The sequence below is a fragment of the Pseudomonas sp. LH21 genome (genome assembly GCF_036549575.1).
In the GTDB taxonomy this organism is placed as follows: Bacteria; Pseudomonadota; Gammaproteobacteria; order Pseudomonadales; family Pseudomonadaceae; genus Aquipseudomonas; species Aquipseudomonas peradeniyensis.
Map to the genome: position 1 here is coordinate 3,593,339 of NZ_CP144367.1, position 13,306 is coordinate 3,606,644.

14 protein-coding genes are annotated in these 13,306 nt (G+C 65.8%); 10 read left to right on the forward strand and 4 right to left on the reverse strand.

Annotated elements, in window-relative coordinates:
- The first annotated feature begins 181 nt into the window (after positions 1 to 181).
- From VUG52_RS16115 to VUG52_RS16155, 9 genes are all read left to right on the forward strand, one after another.
- Complete coding sequence (locus VUG52_RS16115) at positions 182 to 1,375, forward strand: PepSY-associated TM helix domain-containing protein (protein WP_262974622.1); 1,194 nt, start codon at positions 182 to 184, stop codon at positions 1,373 to 1,375.
- A 114-nt stretch (positions 1,376 to 1,489) separates the two neighbouring features.
- Entirely contained in the window at positions 1,490 to 2,692 is a 1,203-nt protein-coding gene (locus VUG52_RS16120) for a PepSY-associated TM helix domain-containing protein (RefSeq protein WP_262974621.1), read from the forward strand.
- Complete coding sequence (locus tag VUG52_RS16125) at positions 2,689 to 3,225, forward strand: thiamine pyrophosphate-binding protein (protein ID WP_262974620.1); 537 nt, start codon at positions 2,689 to 2,691, stop codon at positions 3,223 to 3,225. Before VUG52_RS16120 ends, VUG52_RS16125 begins: the two co-directional genes overlap by 4 nt.
- A complete protein-coding gene (locus VUG52_RS16130; RefSeq protein ID WP_050706534.1) occupies positions 3,222 to 3,539 on the forward strand; it encodes a hypothetical protein in 318 nt (105 codons plus the stop codon). The genes VUG52_RS16125 and VUG52_RS16130 overlap by 4 nt, the downstream gene beginning before the upstream one ends.
- On the forward strand, positions 3,536 to 4,105 hold the full coding sequence (locus VUG52_RS16135) for a DUF6162 family protein (protein ID WP_262974619.1): 570 nt from the start codon (positions 3,536 to 3,538) through the stop codon (positions 4,103 to 4,105). Before VUG52_RS16130 ends, VUG52_RS16135 begins: the two co-directional genes overlap by 4 nt.
- Before the next feature lie 10 nt (positions 4,106 to 4,115).
- Positions 4,116 to 5,027, forward strand: coding sequence for a metal ABC transporter substrate-binding protein (locus tag VUG52_RS16140; RefSeq protein WP_050706536.1), 912 nt, complete (start codon positions 4,116 to 4,118; stop codon positions 5,025 to 5,027).
- Entirely contained in the window at positions 5,024 to 5,770 is a 747-nt protein-coding gene (locus VUG52_RS16145; RefSeq protein ID WP_050706537.1) for a metal ABC transporter ATP-binding protein, read from the forward strand. The genes VUG52_RS16140 and VUG52_RS16145 overlap by 4 nt, the downstream gene beginning before the upstream one ends.
- Entirely contained in the window at positions 5,770 to 6,669 is a 900-nt protein-coding gene (locus tag VUG52_RS16150) for a metal ABC transporter permease (protein WP_050706538.1), read from the forward strand. Before VUG52_RS16145 ends, VUG52_RS16150 begins: the two co-directional genes overlap by 1 nt.
- Positions 6,666 to 7,535 (forward strand): metal ABC transporter substrate-binding protein, encoded by an 870-nt coding sequence (locus VUG52_RS16155; protein WP_050706539.1) that lies wholly within the window; start codon positions 6,666 to 6,668, stop codon positions 7,533 to 7,535. Before VUG52_RS16150 ends, VUG52_RS16155 begins: the two co-directional genes overlap by 4 nt.
- A 168-nt stretch (positions 7,536 to 7,703) precedes the next feature.
- Here the strand turns inward: VUG52_RS16155 and VUG52_RS16160 are convergent, their stop codons facing one another.
- A complete protein-coding gene (locus VUG52_RS16160; protein ID WP_305728808.1) occupies positions 7,704 to 8,786 on the reverse strand; it encodes a DUF1615 domain-containing protein in 1,083 nt (360 codons plus the stop codon).
- Complete coding sequence (locus tag VUG52_RS16165; RefSeq protein ID WP_331831759.1) at positions 8,783 to 9,334, reverse strand: isochorismatase family protein; 552 nt, start codon at positions 9,332 to 9,334, stop codon at positions 8,783 to 8,785. Before VUG52_RS16165 ends, VUG52_RS16160 begins: the two co-directional genes overlap by 4 nt.
- Positions 9,335 to 10,318: 984 nt before the next feature.
- Here VUG52_RS16165 and VUG52_RS16170 point away from each other — a divergent pair.
- Positions 10,319 to 10,693: a DUF2784 domain-containing protein gene (locus tag VUG52_RS16170; protein ID WP_331831760.1), complete on the forward strand. Its 375-nt coding sequence runs from the start codon at positions 10,319 to 10,321 to the stop codon at positions 10,691 to 10,693.
- On the opposite strand, the gene tam is transcribed toward VUG52_RS16170, so the two are convergent.
- Positions 10,670 to 11,446, reverse strand: a complete 777-nt coding sequence (gene tam / locus VUG52_RS16175) for a trans-aconitate 2-methyltransferase (protein WP_331831761.1) — start codon at positions 11,444 to 11,446, stop codon at positions 10,670 to 10,672. The genes VUG52_RS16170 and tam overlap by 24 nt on opposite strands.
- Positions 11,447 to 11,599: 153 nt before the next feature.
- Positions 11,600 to 13,009, reverse strand: coding sequence for an amino acid permease (locus VUG52_RS16180; RefSeq protein ID WP_331831763.1), 1,410 nt, complete (start codon positions 13,007 to 13,009; stop codon positions 11,600 to 11,602).
- Positions 13,010 to 13,306: the final 297 nt, after the last annotated feature.

Here is a 13,306-nt window from a genome sequence, read left to right on the forward strand (position 1 = left end):
CACCGGCCTTGCCGGTGATCGCGGGGCAAGCCCGCTCCCACGAGCGCTTGTATCGCCAGTGCGGGACGCCCTGGAAACACTTGCTTGCAATTGATCCATCAGGTTTTGCCCTGCTCATGCGTCTCTTTCTGATACGGCCGGGCTTTTGCCCCTGAACTTCGCCATTGACACTGCGTACCCCATGTCGAAAAAGTCACGCTCGAAAATCTGGTTCCTCGTGCACAGCTGGCTGGCCCTGCCCATCTGGTTCTTCGTGTTGATCGTCTGCGTCACCGGCACCCTGGCGGTGATCAGCCGCGAGATCGTCTGGCTGGCCAACCCGGAAACCCGCGCCAACCCGCCTTCGGACGAGGCCCGGCGGCTGAACTACGACGAGCTGCTGGTGGCCATGCAACGCGACCAGCCCGGCATCGCCGTGGCCAGCCTGATGACCCTGAGCGAATCGCACTTCGCCATGCTGTCGGACGTCACCTACCCCGACGGCCGCACCCTGAGGGTCTACGTCAACCCCTACACCGGGCACATCCAGGGCGTCCCGCCATCGTTCAACTTCGAAGAGTTCACCCGCGCCCTGCACGGCTGGTGGCTGGTGCCCCACACCAACGGCTACAGCTGGGGCTGGTACCTGGTGTCGCTGCTCGGCCTGCCGATGCTGGCGTCGCTGGTCACCGGCCTGGTGATCTACAAGCGCTTCTGGAAAGGCTTCTTCAAGCCGACCCTGCGCTTCAACCAGGGCGCGCGGATCTTCTGGGGCGATTTCCACCGCCTGAGCGGCATCTGGTCGATCTGGTTCATCGCGGTGATCTCCATCACCGGCACCTGGTTCCTGGTCAAGGCGCTGCTCGCCGACAACCATATCGCCATCTCCAGCCAGCCCATCATTCCGGTGGTAGCCCGCGAAACGGTGCCACTGACCGCCGACGGCAGCCCCGCGCCGATGATCAGCCCGGACGAAGCGGTGAGGATCACCCAGCGCGAGATCCCCGGCTTCACCGTCGACTATGTCGGTTTTCCCAGCAACGCCTACGCCCACCTGAGCATCGGCGGCATGAGCTGGTATCCGCTGGTGTACCAGAAGGCCGAGATCAACCCCTACACCGGGGCGATGGAGGCCAGCCGCCTGCTGGGCGATCGCAAGGCCGTGGAGATCTTCACCGAGTCGATGCGCCCCCTGCACACCGGCGAGTTCGCCGGCCTGACGAGCAAGCTGATCTGGTTCTTCTTCGGCCTGCTGCTGAGCATGATGGTGCTCAGCGGCCTGCTGATCTGGAGCAAACGCACCGCCCTGGCCACCGCCAACGCGATCAAGCGCAGCCAGAAGCAGGCGCGCACGGCCAAGGCAGCGTTTTCGACGGAGGTCACGTCCAGTTCTTGAAACATTTTCTTTCATTTGCCTTGGCAGCTTTCTGATTCTCATTCGTCCTTACTTATGCAGCCTTCCAGGTTGAGCACAGACTCGACCGTATTTTCATATGCAGAAGACCGAGCGATGGCCCGACAATCGAGAAAGAAATCCAATTCCAAGCTGTGGTTCCTGGTCCACAGCTGGCTTGCCCTGCCGATCTGGTTCTTCGTCCTGATCGTCTGCTTCACCGGCATGCTCGCGGTGGTCAGCCAGGAGATCGTCTGGCTGGCCAACGCCGACGTGCGCGCCAGCAAGCCCGACGGCGACAGCCAGCGCCTGAGCTACCAGCAGGTGCTCGACGCCATGCACAAGGCCGAACCTGAGCTGGCGGTGCGTTTCTTCAGCCAACCGGACGGTTCGCACTTCGCCCTGCAGGCCTCGGTGACCCGTGCCGACGGCACCAACGCGCTGCTCTACGTCAACCCCTACACCGGGGCCATCCAGGGCCAGCGCCCGGACTTCGACTTCGAGGCCTTCACCCGGGCCCTGCACGGCTGGTGGCTGGTGCCCTTCACCAACGGCTACAGCTGGGGCTGGTACCTGGTGTCGCTGCTCGGGCTGCCGATGCTCGCCTCGCTGGTCACGGGGCTGGTGGTGTACAAGAAGTTCTGGCGCGGCTTCTTCAAACCGCTGCGCACCGGCCACGGCCCACGGATCTTCTGGGGCGACGTGCACCGCCTGGCCGGCGTGTGGTCGATCTGGTTCATCGCGGTGATCGCCATCACCGGCACCTGGTTCCTGATCCAGGCGATTCTCGCCGACAACCATGTGACGATCTCCAGCGAGCCGATCGTGCCGGTGATCGCCCGCGAACAGGTGCCGCAGAGCGCCGACGGCAGCCCCGCGCCGCGCATCGACCTGGACCAGGCGGCACGCATTGCCAGCCAGAAGATCCCCGGCCTGGACATCAGCTTCATCTCGCTGCCGGCCACCGCCTACAGCCACTACAGCATGGGCGGGCGCGGCTGGTACCCGCTGATGTTCCAGACCGCCGAGGTCAACCCTTACACGTCCAACGTCGACAGCCAGTTCCTGCTTGGCGACCGCTCGGCCCTCGAGTTCGTCACCGAATCCATGCGCCCGCTGCACACCGGTGATTTCGGTGGCCTGGCGATCAAGCTGATCTGGTTCTTCTTCGGCCTGGTGCTGACCCTGATGGTGTTCAGTGGCCTGCTGATCTGGACCAAACGCACCACCCAGGCCACCCTCGCCGCCCTCAAGCGCGGCGAGCATCCGGCACGCAAGCACGCCGCGGCCAGCCCAACCACCCTGGAGGCCCAACCTTGAGCCAGACCGATACCCTGCCGCCCAGCGGCCTGAAGCAGCTGTGGCTGAAATGGCGCTTCCACCTGAACATCCTGCTGATCCTCATTCCCCTGGGTTTCATGCCCAAGTACTTCGCCGACGCCAGCCTGTTCCGCGGCGACAGCGGCCTGGGCGCCAACATCGTCGAGGATATCCAGGTCGGGCGCTGGACCCTGGACCTGGCCGAACTGCGCGACGAGGCCCCGCGCGCCGAAGGCCCGGCCGGCTACTTCAAGGCCTTCAACGCCGCCTGTACAAGCTGCGACGAAGGCGTCAAGGCCACCTACCTGCGGGTGGGCAAGCCGCGCAGCCTGCGCGCCGCCGGCACGATCTTCTTCGGCGCCCCGGCGCGCATGGGCACCTCGCTGCCGATCCCGCCACGCACCCGGCCCGACGCCGACATCTGGATCACCATCGAAGGCTGGGACGGCAAGATGTACCAGGCCTCGGTGCCGCTGGCCAAGGCATCCCCCGCCACCGCGGCCTGGCTCGAGAAACAAGGAGGCAACAAATGAAACAGCTGATGCGCAGGCTCGCCCTGCCCCTCTTGGCCCTGGCCGCCACCCCGGCGCTGGCGCACAACCCGATGTGCGAGTGCACCGAGCACGGCGAGCAGATCACCTGCAAGGGTGGCTTCTCCGACGGCAGCGGCGCCCCCGGCGTGACCCTGGACGTGATCGGCTACGACGAACAGGTGCTGGTGGCGAGCAAGCTCGGCGACGACTCGACCTTGACCTTCAAGCGCCCCGAGGGTGAGTTCTACGTGCTGTTCGATGCCGGCCCCGGCCACGTGGTGGAAGTGGACCACGCCGACATCGGTGCGCCATGAGCTGCGCCCAGGTGGTGCGCCCGGCCGGCGCCGGGCACGAGACCCTCTATGTGCTGTTGGTTGCGCTGCTGATCGTGGTGCTGGCCGCCAGTGTGGTGGCCGTGCGCGGCGAGCGCGAGGATGAACAGGCCATCGCCGCCCACCAGCTCGACGCCCGTCGCGACCTCAATGCCGCCGAACAGGGCATCCACACCGACCTGTGGGTGGCCGTCGAGGAGATCCGCGCCCTACGCGAGGACAACGGCGTCGCCCCGGACGCCCAGGCCCTGGCCGACGAGGGGCTGCCGCCGTTCGTCAGCGACGCCAGCAGCCAGAGCCGCGGCAGCCACCAGTGGTCGCTGCTGGCCAACGGCGCCTACCTGGGCCGCAGCCAGGACGCCCAGGTGGCCGGCAGCTTCCTGGTGATCCTGCCCACCGCCAGCGATGCCCAGCCGGATGTCTGGCTGCGCCGCGACAGCACCGCCCTGCCCCCCGACGCGCTGGACAGCGATGCGCTGATCGCCGCCGGCTGGCAGCAGATCGTCACCCACTACGACGCCGGGGTCACCCGCCAACACCGTCACTAAGGACCTGCCCATGCTTCGCTTCGCCCGCCGCACCCTGGCGCTGCTCCTGGCCTGCACCCTGCCCGCCGTGGCCCTCGCCGACAACGGCAAGCCGCTGCGCATCGGCATCACCCTGCACCCCTACTACAGCTACGTGAGCAACATCGTCGGCGACAAGGCCGAGGTGGTGCCGCTGATCCCGGCCGGCTTCAATCCCCACGCCTACGAGCCCCGCGCCGAGGACATCAAGCGCATCGGCAGCCTCGACGTGATCGTGCTCAACGGCGTCGGCCACGACGACTTCGCCGACCGCATGATCGCCGCCAGCGAGAAGCCCGATATCAAGACCATCGAGTCCAACGCCAACGTGCCGCTGCTGGCGGCCACCGGCATTGCCGCCCGCGGCGCCGGCAAGGTGGTCAACCCGCACACCTTCCTGTCGATCAGCGCCACCATCGCCCAGGTCAACAACATCGCCCGCGAGCTGGGCAAGCTCGACCCGGACAACGCCAAGTTCTATACGCAGAACGCCCGGGCCTACGCCAAGCGCCTGCGCGCCCTGCGCGCCGAGGCCCTGGCCAAGGTCACCCAGGCGCCTGACGCGACCTTCCGCGTCGCCACCATCCATGCCGCCTACGACTACCTGGTGCGCGACTTCGGCCTGGAAGTCACCGCCGTGGTGGAACCAGCCCACGGCATCGAACCGAGCCCGGCACAGCTGAAGAAGACCATCGACCAGCTCAAGGCCCTGGATGTGAAGGTGATCTTCTCGGAGATGGACTTCCCCTCGGCCTATGTCGACACCATCCACCGCGAGTCCGGCGTGCGCATCTACCCGCTCACGCACATCTCCTACGGCGAATACACCACCGAGAAGTACGAGGTGGAGATGAAGCGCAACCTCGACACGGTGGTCCAGGCCATCCAGGAGAACCGCACGTGACCGCCGCCGCCAACCTCACCAGCGCCTGCGGGCCACGCATCGAGTTCGACGGCATCGACCTCACCCTTGGCCGCACGCGCATTCTCGAGAACGTACGCTTCAGCGTCGCCCCCGGCAGCGTGCACGCCATCGTCGGCCCCAACGGCGGCGGCAAGAGCTCGCTGATCAAGACCCTGCTCGGGCAGATGCCGCACCAGGGCCAGCTGACCCTGCACTGGCCCGGTGAGCGTGAAGTGATCGGCTACGTGCCACAGGCCCTGGAATTCGACCGCGGCCTGCCAATGACCGTGGACGATTTCATGGCCGCCATGTGCCAGCGCCGCCCGGCGTTCCTCGGCCTGTCCCGGCGCGTGCGCCCGGCGATCGACGCGGCGCTGGCGCGGGTGGGCATGCTCGACAAGCGCAAGCGGCGCATGGGCGCGCTGTCCGGCGGCGAGCGCCAGCGCGTGCTGCTGGCCCAGGGGCTGATCCCCGAGCCACAGCTGCTGGTGCTGGACGAGCCGATGTCGGCCCTCGACGAGGCCGGTATCCAGGTGTTCGAGCAACTGCTGCACGGCTGGCGCCAGGCCGGCACCACCGTGCTGTGGATCGAGCACGACCTGGAAGCGGTACTGCGCCTGGCCGACCGGGTCACCGGGCTGAGCCGCCAGGTGCTGTTCGACGCCCCGCCGGCCCAGGCCCTGACCCCCGAGCGCCTGCTCGGGCTGTTCTCCGTCCACCCGCGCAGCGAGAGCCTTGCCTGATGAGTTTCGAATCGTTCCGCCAGCTGGTCCAGGACTGGGCCACCGCTGGTTACCTGCCGGAGGCGCTGGCCTACGGTTTCGTGGTCAACGCCCTGCTGGCAGGCCTGATGATCGGCCCGGTGCTGGGCGGGCTGGGTACCCTGGTGGTGGTCAAGCGCTTCGCCTTCTTCTCCGAGGCGGTGGGCCACGCCGCGCTGACCGGCGTGGCCATCGGCATCCTGCTCGGCGAGCCCTACACCGGCCCGTACGGCAGCCTGTTCGGCTACTGCCTGCTGTTCGGCATCCTGCTCAACTTCCTGCGCAACCGCACCGGACTGTCCCCGGACACGCTGATCGGCGTGTTCCTGTCGGTGTCGCTGGCCCTGGGGGCGAGCCTGCTGCTGATGCTGGCCGGCAAGATCAACGTGCACATCCTCGAGAACGTGCTGTTCGGTTCGGTGCTCACCGTCAGCGCCCACGACCTGCTGGTGCTGGCCATCGTCGCCGTGCTGGTGCTGGCCCTGGCCCTGCCGCTGTACAACCGCATCATGCTGGCCAGTTTCAACCCGCAGCTGGCGGCGGTACGCGGGGTGGCGGTGAAGACCCTGGACTACCTGTTCGTGGTACTGGTGACCCTGGTCACCGTGGCCTCGGTCAAGGTGATCGGCGCGATCCTGGTCGGCGCCCTGCTGGTGATCCCGGCGGCGGCGGCGCGGCTGGTCAGCCAGTCGCTCAAGGGCTTCTTCTTCGTCTCGGTGATCATCGCCACCCTGAGCACCCTGCTCGGCATCCTGCTGCCGATCGTCTTCGACCTGCCGGTGCCCTCGGGCGCGGCAATCATCCTGGTCGCCGGGGTCTGCTTCGCCCTCGCCGCCCTGGCCCGCGCCCTCGTCCCCCGCCTGCAAGGAAACCCGGCATGATCCTGAAGAAACTCACCCTGGCCCTGGCCCTGAGCGGCCTGCCGCTGCTGGCCAATGCCACTGAAGTGCTGACCACCCTGCCGGTGACCCACAGCCTGGCCAGCGCCTTGCTCGACGGTACCTCGGTGCAGCTTCAACGCGCCGCGCCTGCCAACCTGCCGGCCAGCCGCCAGCCCTCGTACTTCAGCGGTCGTGGTGGCGTCAGCCTGCAGAAAGCGGCATCGAAAGCCGACGCGGTCATCGGTGTGCGTTCGATCTGGCGCGACGACCCGCTCTACCCCATGGCTCGACGCAGCAACATCCGCATCGTCGAGATCGACGCCGCGCGCCCGGTGGACGGCGCCCTGCCCGGTATCGCGGTCAAGGGTGACGAGGCCTTCGCCGCCTATCCCTGGCTGAACCCGACCAACCTGGGGCGCATGGCCGATGTAGTGGCCAACGATCTCGAACGCCTCTCGCCAGCCGACAAGGCGAAGATCCAGGGCAACCTGGCCGGCCTCAAGCGGCAGATGCTGGAGCTGACCGCCAACAGCCAGACACGCCTGGCCGAGGTCGACAACCTGACCGTGGTCAGCCTGTCCGAGCGCCTGGGCTACCTGGCCAGCGGGTTGAACCTGGATGTGGCTGAACAGCCGCTGCCGGCCGACGACAAGTGGGACGAGGCGATGCTCAAGGCGCTGGGTGAGAACCTCAAGGCACAGGATGTGGCGCTGGTGCTGCATCATCGTCAGCCGGATGCAAAGGTGGCCGAGATGATCGCCGCTTCCGGGGCGAAGTTGCTGGTGGTGGACAGCGATCCGGACGACACCGTGGCGGGGCTCAAGGCCAGTGTCGAGCAGGTGGTCAAGGCCCTCGGCGATAGTTGAGCGCCTTTGCAGGAAATCGCGAAGGGAACAAATACCCTGTGGGAGCGGGTTTACCCGCGAAGAAAGCAACACGGTGCATGGCACCGGCTTCGCCGGTGTTCGCGGCTAAAGCCGCTCCCACAGGCCTCTGCTAAATCAATGCGTCATGTTCAATTCCATAGGACCACCTCAACGCTTCATGCACCGCTGATACCGCTCATCCACCCTGCCGGCAAACCATGCGGTGGTCAGCTTGCGGGTGATCTTCGGGCTCTTCAGCTCGATCCCCGGCAAAACTGCCCGTGGCAGTGCCTTGCCCGCCTTCGCTTCGGCCAGGGCGAACACCCCGCGATACAACGCGGTGTCCTCCAGTTCCAGGCCATTCTCCTTCTCCAGCTGAGCCCTGATCTGCGGATTGCGCAGCCCCAGCTTCGCACCCAACTTGCGCGCCGCCTGCTCGGTGGTGCCGGGCAGGATGGCGCCGGGGGCGATCAGGTCGCCATCGAGCGCCAGCGACACCCCGCTCGCCCGGCTCAATGCCGCCTGGAACGCCGCGTTGCGGCTGGCGTACCAACCCGCGTTGAAATCGGCGAAGCGATACAGCTGGCGCTCATAGTGGGTGGGGTAGCCGAGCAGGTGGGCGATGCCGAAGTACATTCCGCCGCGGCGGCTGAACACCTCCTGGCGGATGCTGCCCGTGTGGTCGTAGGGATAGCCCTTGGCGTGCCGCTCGGCGAAGTCCACGCTGACCTGCATCGGCCCGCCAGTGCGCACCGGGTTCAACCCGCCCAGCAGCGAGCGTCCCAGCGGCAGGCCGCCGATCACCTCGTCGTACAGGGCGCTGAGCTGTTTTTCGCTGCGCACGGCGAGCAGCCGTTGCTGGTAGGTCTTACCGTTGGCCGAGGGCGTGTCCAGGGCGCCGTCGACCAGCAGCCTGGGCACATGCAGGCGCGCCGCCCGACGGTCGATCTCCTCGCGGGCGATGCGCCCCAGGTTCGGCACCTGCGGGTCGGCGTTGAAGGTGGATTCCTGCTCGGTCACCGCCAGCACCGCGCACAGGTTGCTCTTGCTCGGGCTGATGCCCTGGGCCTGGAACGCCACCTGGATATCCTCTGCCCAGCCCTGGCGGTCCTTGACCTGGGCTGGGAGCAGGCGCAAGAGCTGTGTGCGGACCTTGGCCGGGTCGGCCTCGGCGGCTTCCTCACGTCGCCCGGCGCAACCCTGGAGCAGGCCCAGGGCCAGCAGCGCGGTGGTCAGCAGGCGGGCGTTCAGGGCTGTTCACCGACCAGGTAGGTCTTGCTGATCTGGCGGAACTGCGGGTGGCTGGAGCTGCCCAGCAACTCGAACAGAACCATCTCGCGGGTGACCACCTGCGCCCCGGCATCGCGCATGCGCGTCAGGCCCGCTGCCTTGCTCTGTAGGGTGCGGCTGTCGCAGGCGTCCTCGACCACGTACACCTGCTTGCCCAGGGCGCGCAGGCCGAGCACGGTCTGCAGCACGCAGACGTGGGTCTCCATGCCGCAGACGATGACCTGTTCGCGGTCGAGCAGGCTGGAGGGCAGGCATTCGGCGGCGACGCAGGAGAAGTGCAGTTTCTCGACGATTTCGGCGGCTGGCGCCGCGGCCTTGAGGGCGGCCAGGGTGTGGCCCAGGCCCTTGGGGTATTGCTCGGAGATCACCGTTGGGAGTTTTAGTTCGGCGGTTGCCGCGAGGAGCCAGCGGGCACGGGCTGCGGTGCCTTCGGGGTCGCTCATGGCAGCGATGAGTTTTTCCTGGATATCGACGACCAGCAGCGTGGCCTTGCGGGGATCGATCAGCATTGGTGGTCTCATGGTTTGGGGGAGGGGGTAGCCTTACCCAGGCGGGGGGTGGCGTCAATCGGGGCTGCTGGTTTTGCAGGGTGGATTATGGGTTTTCCGTATAACTGAGGCCGGTTGTTTTGATAGTTGTATGCGCATTCGTAGGTGATGTCGACATTTAGTCACCTTTTCACCATTACGGCGACCTACTTTTCTCTAGGGAAAAGTAGGCAAAACCGTTCCGCTCCGTTCATCCGTCCCGCTCGTGGCGGGATTCCCTCACGCCTTTGTTTGCTCCCGGGAGGACCGCGCTGAACGCCCCATCCTGGGGCGCAGCGCTTGACGGGCATCCATGCCCGTCACCTCCCTTCGCAAGAACTCCGCTCGGCCTCCTGAAGTCGCAATTGGTGTTGCCTGAACTACTGCGCGCTTAGAAGCAAGAGCAAGAGCAAGAAACGCGAAGCTAGTTGTTTGACCATTAGTTATGTATTGGCTGTTCCGGCCCTTTCGCGGGGCAAGCCCGCTCCTACAGGGTTTTATATAACGGCGACTATTGCGTGGGAGCGGGCTTGCCCCGCGATGCGATCGAGAGATTAACTAAACCTCCAACTAGCGACAGCTGCGCCAGTTCAGGCGCCGCCCGTAACTTCGCGACTTCAGGAGGCCGAACGCAGGACTTGCGGAGGGAGGTGACGGGCATGGATGCCCGTCAAGCGCTGGGGCCCAGGATGGGCCCTGCAGCGCGGTCCTCCCGGGAGCAAGGCCGGAGTGAGGGAACCCGGAGCGAAGCGCAGGGCCGGATGAATGGAGCGCCACGGCTTTGGTTACTTTGGCCACGACCAAAGTAACCCGCCGCAAGGGCGGAAAGGTGAATAAGCGTCGACATCGCAAATGAATGCGCATACAACTACCAAAACAACCACCACCCAGCCCCAGAAACTCAAAAACTCAAAAACAAAAACCATGACAAACTAACCCAACTCCAACAGCAAGGCCCCACCCACCATGTTCTACCGCCTGGCCGCCGACACCCTGGTCCTGTTCCACCTCTCGTTCATCCTGCTGGTCCTGTTCGGCGGCCTGTTGGTGCTCTGGCGCCGCCGCGCCCTGCTCCTCCATCTCCCCGCCCTCACCTGGGGCCTTGCCGTGGAAGGCCTGCACCTGGAATGCCCCCTGACCGACTGGGAAAACCACCTGCGTAATGCCGCCGGCGACGCCGGCTACCACGGCGGTTTCGTCGAACACTACATCTGGCCAGTGATCTACCCCGCCGGCCTGACCCCACAGATCCAGCTGTGGCTGGGCACCGTCGTACTGCTACTCAACCTCGGCGTCTACGCCTACGTAATCTGGCGCCTAGCGCGTCGCCACCACGAATAACCGCGGGAACGGCAGCAACACCCTGCCATCGCTGGCCGGTGGGTAGTCACGCTGCATGGCCTGCAAATAAAGCTGCAGGAAACTCGCCTGGTCCTGCTCGTCCAGCCGCGCCAGGTAAGGCCGCAACGCCGAGCCCTTGAACCACTCCACCACCGCCTCGGCACCACCGACCAGCGGGTGGTGGTAGGTGGTGCGCCACACATCCACCCGCGCGCACAGCGGGCTGAGCAGGTCGTAGTAGAAACCGGCATTGTGCCGCGGCGGCAGGCTGAAATCGGCGAACTTCCCGGCCCAGGGCCCCTGGCTGGCAATCTCGCGCAGTTGCCGGTGCGCCGGCTCGTCGAGGTTGTCGGGCATCTGCACCGCCAGGCTAGCGCCCTCGCTCAGTTGCCGCACCAGGTGCGGGTAGAGGCTGGCGTGGTCCGGCACCCACTGCAGCGACGCGTTGGCCAGGATCAGGTCCTGGGGCTCATGGGCCGTCCAGCTGGCGATCTCGCCAATCTCGCAGCGTACCCGCGGAATGCTCAGCCGTGGCCGCTGCCGGGCCTTGTCGATCATGTCCGGATCGCTGTCCAGGGCCAGGACTTGGGCATCCGGGCAGCGCTGCAACAACACCTCGGTGGAATTGCCCGGACCGCAGCCCAGGTCCGTGGCATGCCGCGCCGGACGCGCCGGCACGGCGGCCAGCAGATCGCGCACGGCGCGGGTGCGTTCGTCTTCGAACAACGAATACTGGGTGGCGGACCAGGCCATGGGCAACTCCTCGTAGGGCAATTGTGTGCAGCATAAGCCATGTCGGCATGCTGCAACGTAAGGATGATCTGACTGGCGAACAAGGCTTTGCCCACAAACGAAAACGGCCGGACCCTCGAAAGGGACCGGCCGTCGCCAGAGGCACTAGCGCAATCAGTGACGCTTGGCGCTACGGATCTGGTGCACCACGCCCATGGCCACCACGATGGCCGCGGCGATGCCGGTGGAGATCACCAGGATCTGGTAGTCAGGCATGAAGGCCATGGTCACCAGGGCCGCCACGATGAACACGATCACCAGGTAGGTCAGCCACGGGAACAGCCACATCTTCAGGCGCACTTCCTTGCCCTCGGCGACCAGCTTGCGGCGCATGCGCAGCTGCGAGAAGGCAATCACCAGGTACACCAGCAGGGCGATCATGCCGGTGGTGTTCATCAGGGTTTCCAGCACGTCCTTCGGCCGCAGGGTCTCGCTGAAGTTGATCAGCGCGCAGAACACCGCCACCAGGCACGAGCCGATGATCGCGTTCACCGGCACGCCGGTACCGGTGCGGGTGAACTTGAACAGGCGCGGCGCGTCGCCGCGCTGGGCCAGGGAGAACAGCATGCGCGAAGCGGTGTAGTGGCCGGAGATCAGGCAGCTGCTTACCGAGGTCAGCACCACGAAGTTCATCAGCAGCTCGGCATACGGCACGCCCAGCAGCTCCAGGGTACGGCGGTAGGCGCCATAGCCGGAGACGCCCAACTGCGGGTCGTTCCACGGCACCAGGCAGACGATCAGGAAGATCGAGCCGACATAGAACAGGCACACCCGCCATACCACCGAGTTGGTCGCCTTGACGATCTGGGTGGCCGGGTCCTTCGCCTCGGAGGCGGCAATGGTGACGATCTCGGCGCCGAGGAAGGCGAACATCACCCCCAGCAAGGCCCCGATCACCGTGGTGATGCCGTTGGGCATGAAGCCTTCGGCGGTCAGGTGGGTGATGCCGCGCACTTCACCGAACTGCCAGATGTTCATCACCGCGGCGGTGCACACCACCAGGAAGCAGACGATCGCCACCACCTTGATCAGCGCGAACCAGAACTCGAACTCGCCGTAGTGCTTGACGTTGAAGAAGTTGACGGTGATCAGCAGCAGCGTGGTGGCCAGCACGAACACGTTGACGCTCACATCAGGGAAGAAACCGTGCAGGATCTTGCCCGCGACATAGGCCTCCCAGGCCATGAGGATCACCCAGTACCACCAGTACAGCCAGCCGATGGTGAAACCGGCCCAGCGGCCGATGGCGCGGTCGGCGTAGGTGGAGAACGAGCCGGTGTCCGGCGACGAGGTCGCCATTTCGCCGAGCATGCGCATGATCAGCACCACCAGGATGCCGCCGGCGAGATAGGCCAGGACGGCCGCCGGGCCGGCACTGTGGATCACGCTGCCGGAACCGACGAACAAGGCGCCGCCGATCACCCCGGCGATCGACATCATCGTCAGGTGGCGCGACTTGAGCGAGGCACTGAGCTTGCTCTCGTGCCCATCCTTCGCGGTGGTGGATGTGGATGTTGCGTCCATCAGTTATTTACCCCGTGCTTCTTTTTATCCAAGGAAAAACTGTGAAACCCCGATGGTTATCGGTCTCACCTGTACATCAGTGCTACTGCGGGCAGGGAGGTGTGCGGAGCACACGCAGGCCATCCGTGGCGGCCTGCTTACGCGGCCAGAGGCAATCCTCTGGACGAACTGAACCATGCTGGAGACGGGCGAGAAGCGCCCGGCCAGGCGAAAGGAAGGTGCGGGGCAAACCCCGAGGACAAAGCAGCGATGTTGTGATTATTCATGGCGCTGGTACGTGCTGTGTTGGCTATATCT

Bases quoted from the DNA above. Each gene is read 5' to 3' on its own strand.
- VUG52_RS16155 (WP_050706539.1), top strand. From the start codon at position 6,666: ATGATCCTGAAGAAACTCACCCTGGCCCTGGCCCTGAGCGGCCTGCCG.
- VUG52_RS16135 (WP_262974619.1), top strand. From the start codon at position 3,536: ATGAGCTGCGCCCAGGTGGTGCGCCCGGCCGGCGCCGGGCACGAGACC.
- VUG52_RS16170 (WP_331831760.1), top strand. From the start codon at position 10,319: ATGTTCTACCGCCTGGCCGCCGACACCCTGGTCCTGTTCCACCTCTCG.
- VUG52_RS16165 (WP_331831759.1), bottom strand. From the start codon at position 9,334: ATGCTGATCGATCCCCGCAAGGCCACGCTGCTGGTCGTCGATATCCAG.
- VUG52_RS16120 (WP_262974621.1), top strand. From the start codon at position 1,490: ATGGCCCGACAATCGAGAAAGAAATCCAATTCCAAGCTGTGGTTCCTG.
- VUG52_RS16140 (WP_050706536.1), top strand. From the start codon at position 4,116: ATGCTTCGCTTCGCCCGCCGCACCCTGGCGCTGCTCCTGGCCTGCACC.
- VUG52_RS16180 (WP_331831763.1), bottom strand. From the start codon at position 13,009: ATGGACGCAACATCCACATCCACCACCGCGAAGGATGGGCACGAGAGC.
- VUG52_RS16130 (WP_050706534.1), top strand. From the start codon at position 3,222: ATGAAACAGCTGATGCGCAGGCTCGCCCTGCCCCTCTTGGCCCTGGCC.
- VUG52_RS16115 (WP_262974622.1), top strand. From the start codon at position 182: ATGTCGAAAAAGTCACGCTCGAAAATCTGGTTCCTCGTGCACAGCTGG.
- VUG52_RS16150 (WP_050706538.1), top strand. From the start codon at position 5,770: ATGAGTTTCGAATCGTTCCGCCAGCTGGTCCAGGACTGGGCCACCGCT.
- tam (WP_331831761.1), bottom strand. From the start codon at position 11,446: ATGGCCTGGTCCGCCACCCAGTATTCGTTGTTCGAAGACGAACGCACC.